Annotated in this window: 4 protein-coding genes; 3 read left to right on the plus strand and 1 reads right to left on the minus strand. The window is 34.8% G+C overall.

Annotated features, from left to right (window positions below; genetic code table 11):
- From DMP16_RS06915 to DMP16_RS06925, 3 genes are all read left to right on the plus strand, one after another.
- On the plus strand, nt 1–1,612 hold a 1,612-nt coding region (locus DMP16_RS06915), incomplete at its 5' end, for a xanthine dehydrogenase family protein molybdopterin-binding subunit (RefSeq protein ID WP_143577016.1).
- Nucleotides 1,613–1,706: 94 nt separating this feature from the next.
- On the plus strand, nt 1,707–2,879 hold the full coding sequence (locus tag DMP16_RS06920) for an MFS transporter (RefSeq protein ID WP_069282940.1): 1,173 nt from the start codon (nt 1,707–1,709) through the stop codon (nt 2,877–2,879).
- A 66-nt stretch (nt 2,880–2,945) separates the two neighbouring features.
- A complete protein-coding gene (locus tag DMP16_RS06925) occupies nt 2,946–4,031 on the plus strand; it encodes a Gfo/Idh/MocA family oxidoreductase (protein WP_069282942.1) in 1,086 nt (361 codons plus the stop codon).
- Here DMP16_RS06925 and DMP16_RS06930 read toward each other — a convergent pair.
- Nucleotides 4,006–6,930, minus strand: a complete 2,925-nt coding sequence (locus DMP16_RS06930; RefSeq protein ID WP_306416243.1) for a DUF1854 domain-containing protein — start codon at nt 6,928–6,930, stop codon at nt 4,006–4,008. The two genes, DMP16_RS06925 and DMP16_RS06930, sit on opposite strands and share 26 nt — an antisense overlap.
- Between the last annotated feature and the right edge of the window lie 6 nt (nt 6,931–6,936).

Genomic DNA, 6,936 nt, shown 5'->3' on the forward strand with positions numbered 1-6,936 from the left:
ACAGACTCCATTTGATTTGAAAAAGGGGCTATCAGCTTTACTAGGTAACTATGGTGTTTATGATATAAGGGTTATTCAACCGTTTGTTGGAGGAGCTTTTGGAAGTAAAATAATTAATTATCCAGAGGAATTTATAGTAGCATATTTATCAGTTATTACTGGCAAGCCAATAAAATGGTTTAACACTAGGTCTGAGGATATGCAAACTACTAACCATGGAAGAGATATGAGATTTAAATTTAAGGCAGCCTTCGATTCTGAGGGTAGGCTGTTAGGCATTGAAGGTACTTTAATTATGGACTTAGGTGCTCCAATACCAGAGATTAATGGGGACTCCTTTGGCATGGCTACCACTGCAGCAAGGTTATTGATAGGAAGGTATAAGGTAAATGCGTTAAAGGTGAAGGTATTAGGAATAGCTACCAATAAAACATTTATTGGAGCATATAGGGGAGCTGGCAGACCTGAAGCTACATATTTTATAGAGAGAATTCTAAACCTTGGAGCGAGAGAGCTAGGAATTGATCAATTTGAAATTAGAGAAAGGAATATAATGGATGACGTGAATTTTTACAAATTACCAACTGGTATAGTTTATGACAGTGGAAAGTATAGGGAAATGTTAAGAATAGCTAAGCCTTATTATCATGAATTACTGAGGAGAAGAAATGAGCTAAGGAGTAAAGGTAAGCTAGCTGGTGTTGGTATTGCGATAGTGAGCGAGATAGCCTCTTTCGGTCCTTTCTCTACAGCGAAGGTTAAGGTACTGCCTAATGGTAGGATACAAGTAGTAACTGGGACTACGCCACATGGTCAAGGTGATGCTACAGCCTTTGCCCAGATAGCCTCTGAAATATTTGAGGTAGATCCTAGCCAGGTTGATGTTTTATGGGGAGATACGGACCTAATAGCTGAAGGTGATTTAACAGCAGGAAGTAGAAGTGTAACTGTTGGTGGTTCAGCAGTATTTGAGGCATCTAGGAGATTAAAGGAGAAACTATTGAGAATAGTATCGGAGAGGATGAGTGTTAAACCAGAGGAAGTAATTTATGAAAATGGAAAATTCATTCATAAACAGAGTGGCAAATCTGTGACTTTAGCTGAAGCTTCAAGTATTTCAACTCATATGGGTGTCTTACCCGAGGAGGAGTATTCTTACGTTATGAACCTATACACTTCCCCATACGGTCTCCATATGGCATTAATAGAAGTTGATAGAGAAACTGGTTTTGTCAAGATATTGGATTACAAAGCATTTGATGACGTAGGAATAGTTGTGAATCCATTGTTGGCTGAAGGTCAAGTTCACGGAGGAGCTCTTCAAGGAATTTCACAAGCTCTATATGAGGAAACGGTCTACACTCCAGAAGGAGCTTTAATAACTTCTAACTTTTCCGATTACGTAATACCCACGGCTGTAGAGAGCATAAAAGTTGAATGGAAGTCGTTAGCGTTAGCAAAATCCGATACTCCAATAGGTTCCAAGGGAATAGGTGAATTGCCTACGATAGCTTCAACACCTACTATTCTTCACGCAGTAGAAGATGCAGTGAATAAGAACATTTACACGATGCCAATTAAGCCAGAGATTATTCTAAAGCTTTTGGATTAAAATTAAACTTTTTCCTAACTTAAAAGTGTTTTTACGAATTAATTAGGAGTTAAATTTAAAATTAATTCATATTAAGTAGTCATTATGACCCTCATTGAGACCTCTGAGAACTTACGCTCTACTTAACAATCTTGCCACGAGCCTCATAAACCCTTTCATATCATTCTTTAGTGCATCAAATGGAATTATAGGACCTTTCTTGGCTTTAGTTTCATCAGCTAATACTGCATTCCCTGGAATAATGCAATATATATTAGCTAACTTATCGATAAGGGCAAAGAGAATGATAATAATAGGGGATCTGTTAAGCGGAATTCTATGGATAACCATCGGTGCCTTAGGAATTTACAATTCCATGTTTGTGCTAATATATGTTATAATTGCTGCACTATTGGGGGTGGCTAATTTTGGTTGGCTATTGATTCTAGACAAGGTAAGCGGAACTAAAAGAGGAACTACATTAGCTTATTATAACTTCTACGCTTATATTGGGGGATTAGTTGCTACGCTTATTACGGGCTTAATAGTAAAAGATGATCTATCTCTCATGGATTATTTCTTCATTATTGGGGGAATAATATACATAATAAATTGCTTTGTGATAAGTAGATTAGACGTAGACGTCAAATTCATTAAGAGTAAAACCTCAGTTAAAAATCTTATTCTCAATAATTCTGAAATGCGAAAGTTTATATTAGCAAGCTTCATTTTTACATTAATTTGGTCAATGGCATGGCCAATATTTCCCCTAGCTCAAGTATATAAATTCCATATGAACGAGTTTCAAATAGCTATCATTAATTTAACTGGCGGTCTGTCAACAGTAGCCTTGCAAAGGTTAGTAGGAAGATTGGTAGACAAGCATAGAAGAAGAGTTATGTTCTTTGGAAGATTTGCCTTAGCTACTTTTCCTTTGGCTTATGCACTTTCAACGTATACATATCAAATATACTTAGCTAATCTAGTATCTGGTTTTACAAATTCAGCATCGATCTCCTATACGGCATACTTATTTGATAACTCTAACTACTACGAAAAAAGAGCTAATATAGCGTTATATAATATGTTTAATGGTTTTGCGGCGTTGATAGGATCTACGTTATCGAGTGTCTTTTTTGAAATACTATCCAGCCATCTTAGCTTAGTCTTCAGTATCGATTTAATGTTATTAATGATTGGTATTTTGAGGATTTTAGCGTCATTATTATTTCTGACCGTTAGAGATAGGAGTAAGGCTGAAAACTCTAACATTATTAATAAATACTAAATATTTCTGAAGAATAAATGAAAAGATAAATCAAAGGCTTATAAACGTATGTCATAATTATATAACATGAAATTAGGCATTATAGGATTAGGTGGATGGGTTACCTATGGGCATCTACCAGCGTTATCAGAGCTAGGAGTTAAAGTGGAATCATGCGTAGATATAGATGAAAGGAGAGTAAAGGATTTTTCTTCAAAGACTGGCTGTAAAGGATATACTGATTACATAGATATGTTAAAAAACGAAAATCCTGACCTAGTCTTAATAGCAGTTCCTCACTCTCTTCATGCTAAAATTGCTTTAGATGCTCTTAGCAACGGCTCTAACGTGTATGTTGAAAAACCGATGGCTACATCTTTTGAGGAAGCATTAAAGTTAGTTGAAGCGTCTAAGAAAAAGAACAAGATTCTTGTAGTAGGTCATGAATTTAGATTTGAACAAAACTCCCTTACTGCTAAAAAATTGATCAAAAACGGTGAACTAGGTAATATATATCATGTAAGAAGCTTATATATAAGGCAAAAAGGTATACCCACTTCGTCTACCTTTATAAGGAAGGATTTAGCTAAAGGGGGAGTAATTTTTGATTTAGCGACTCACTTAGTAGATCTTATAATGTTCTTCTTAGATTTCCCAACTCCTAAAAGCGTAGTATCTAGAACTCATTACGTCTTCTCTCAAGATAAGACTAAGTTTTCCTCATATCCTTCACCTACCTTACCTAAAGATAAGGTAGAGGTGGAGGACTTCGCTTCAGCGTTTCTAGATCTTGACGGTATTTCAGTGTATATAGAAACTAGCTGGGCTTCTTACATTAAAGAGAGCAAGAGGGAAATAGTAATATTAGGTAATAAGGGTGGAATTCATATAGATAATTCCTTATACTTTATGAGAAATATAGCTGATGAATTCTTCATCTCTAATCCATTAACCACTCAGCAAAGAAGCGTATATAAAGAGGTCTGGAGTAAAATTATTAACGCTATTGAGAAAGCCGAAATACCGTATCCATTTTGTACAGTGGAACAAGGGGCAATTAATGTAGCAATATTAGAGAGTATGTATAAATCGGCTATGGAAGGTAAAGAAGTTAAAATAGATATTCCAGCTTGGTTATTGCAGTCGGCTAAACAGTCTCTAGAAGTAAATTAAGGCTTTTCTTGTCTAACTGATTTAAATCAATTTCATATAGATTATCATTTTTATCTATTAAAACTACTTTAGAATCAAACACAACAACATTTCTCCTACCCAAAGTATATGTTGTAACTCCACCTCTATCGGTTATTAAATTCCATTCGAGTTGATCTCCCTTTATATTTATTTCGTTTATTTTATTAACTTTGAATATTAAGTTATTATAAGATATAGCCCTTTCTAATACTTCTCTAGAATTTTCATCAGTAATCTTAGTATAATCTTCTAGCAATAGTACCTCTTTTCCATTTTCGTCATAAAATCCTATAAATGTAGGCTTAGTAATTGGAAATAACATTTTAGGAATTAGGTCATGATATACTATACCATCTATTTGAACGTTAACCCTACTTGACCTATTAGTGGGATAAACTTTTAAGTCTCTTACGACTCTCAATTGATCTTCTCGGTTCCTCTTCTCTTTAGCTTTCGTAAAAATGTTCTCCTCATTGATTTGATCCTTAAACATTTCATAGAAAGCACTTTTCTTACTCAATAAATCTCTCGGAGTTCCCTCTTCTACAATCTTACCCTTATCTAACACTATTACCTTATCTGCATTCATCACTTCGTGAACATTATGGGTTATCAAGATCACAGTTTTACCTTGTGATACGTTAATCATAGCTTCATATACTTCTCTCTCGCTTATTACGTCTAAATTCGATGTAGCCTCATCGAATATTAATACGTCAGGGTTCTTTATTATAGCCCTTGCAATACTTAGCCTTTGCCTTTGTCCACCCGATAAATATGTCCCCCTCTCCCCTAGAATAGTATCGTAAGCGAATGGTAATTTTATTATTTCATCGTGTATTTTGGCAATTTTACAAGCCCTTATTATATCCAGCTCATCAACGTTATCGGAACCATAAGCAACGTTGTATCCTACTGTAGTATCGAATAGGACTACGTCTTGAGGTACGTAAGCTATCTTCTTTCTTAAATACTCAAGATCAATTTCCTTAACGTCAACATTACCTATGCTTATCTTTCCTTCATCAACATCATAAAATCTCAAAAGGAGTTTAGCAATTGTACTCTTACCAGAACCGCTTTTACCTACTATCGCTACCTTTTCTCCAGGCTTAATCATAAAACTAACGTTTTTTATTACAGGAAAGTGAGGGTCATAACCAAAGGAAACTTTATCAAAAACTATTTCAGCTGGCATCTTGGGTTTCTTAGGACTTTCTGAGTTCGAAATTTGGGGCTTTACTTCCAATACTTCTCTTATCCTTTCAGCTGATGTTAGGGATTGTTGTATGAAAGGTAAAACATTGCTTAGATTATTTATTGGACCGTAAAACTGGGATACATAAGCTATAAAAGCAGTTACTATACCTAATTCTATAACTCCGGATATAACTTCATGCCCTCCTAGCCACCAAATTATTACGGTTGATAAGTTGACCACTAGTCCCATTAGAGGCCAATAATAAGAGTTCATCTTATTTATCGAAACACTAGATTCATATAACCTGTTCAACATCTCTCTCAATCTCTTGCTTTCATAATCTTCTTTGGAGAATGATCTAACAACTAGGAAGTTTGGAACAGTATCATTTATTCTTGAAGTTATGTCAGCACTTCTCCTCCAATTTCTGTGGTATAATCTATGGGATTTTCTTCTATATCTTATTATCATTAAAACTATTATTGGAATAGGGATCAAGATGAAAGTAGCCAGAGTAGCATCTAGGGTGAAAAGTATAACACCTATACCAATTATGGTAAACAGGTTAGTTACTAGTGTTGGCAAACCCCATACTAATAACCAATTAGTGTTCCCAGCATCTGTAGTAAGTCTTGATAGAATTCTACTTGGAGATATTCTCTCTATGAACGAATAATCATGTCTAATAACATGGTTATAAAGGATCTCCCTTAAATCATTTATTATTCTGGATCCTAAATTGTTTAGTGTTCTAGTTTGTATTGAAGAAACAATTGCAAGACTAGAATAAGTTAAGACTAAGAAAATTATTATGTCTTCAAACAAAGCTGGGGAATGAGTATTTGATAACAAAACGCTATCGATCAATACTTTTAACAAGTAAGGTGGAACTAGGTTAAGCCCAGTAGTTATTAATGATAATATGGCGCCTAATATCATTGTCTTCCTATACTTAGATGATATACTGAAGAGCCACCTCAATGTACTAATACTTACTTTATGAATATCTGAAGCCTCTTCATCCTTAATATCTATTTGCTCATTTCTGTTGAAAGCATCAGCTAATCTCTTAAAGACTTCCTCTTTTTTCTTCGTAAAGTAAGCTATTTCTACACTCTTACCATCCGAAGTGTAAGCTATTAACTTGCTAATAGTAATTCCACTTTCTACACTAAGTTTTATTACGTTATCTACGCGTAATATCAGATTCCTTTTCGAATCGTATACTGTAATTGTTTTTCCATCTATAAAGGCTCCTCCTCCCATCTTTTCCTTATTCGTCCTCCAACCTTTAGGTTGATATAAGTGGGTAGACCTTACTATTATTAACGATATTTTACCCAATTTAGGCATAATTTCCCTAGCTTTACGTACAGAGGAATCGAAGAAGAACTGTTCTAAAACCATAAATTTAACTCCATTTTCCTTTGCAGTATTAATTAACTTTTCTCCTTCTTCAATAGTTCTGGCTATTGGCTTCTCTAACATCAAATGTTTTCCACTCCTCATAGCCTCTACTCCCATTTTTAGATGTTGATCGTGGCTTACTAACAAATCTATCACATCAACATTAGATCTTAAAATGTCCTCATATTTTGTGAAATAGCCCGTTGCATTGAATTCTTTCATACAATCTTTTGCCTTTTGCTCATCCCTACTAAACACATAGTATTCTATACCTCC

Origin of the sequence: Sulfolobus sp. B1, from assembly GCF_007050195.1 — an archaeon.
Classification (GTDB): Archaea; Thermoproteota; Thermoprotei_A; order Sulfolobales; family Sulfolobaceae; genus Saccharolobus.

What these genes read in the sequence shown, in the direction of transcription:
- DMP16_RS06925 (WP_069282942.1), top strand. Translation starts at nt 2,946, where the DNA reads ATGAAATTAGGCATTATAGGATTAGGTGGATGGGTTACCTATGGGCAT.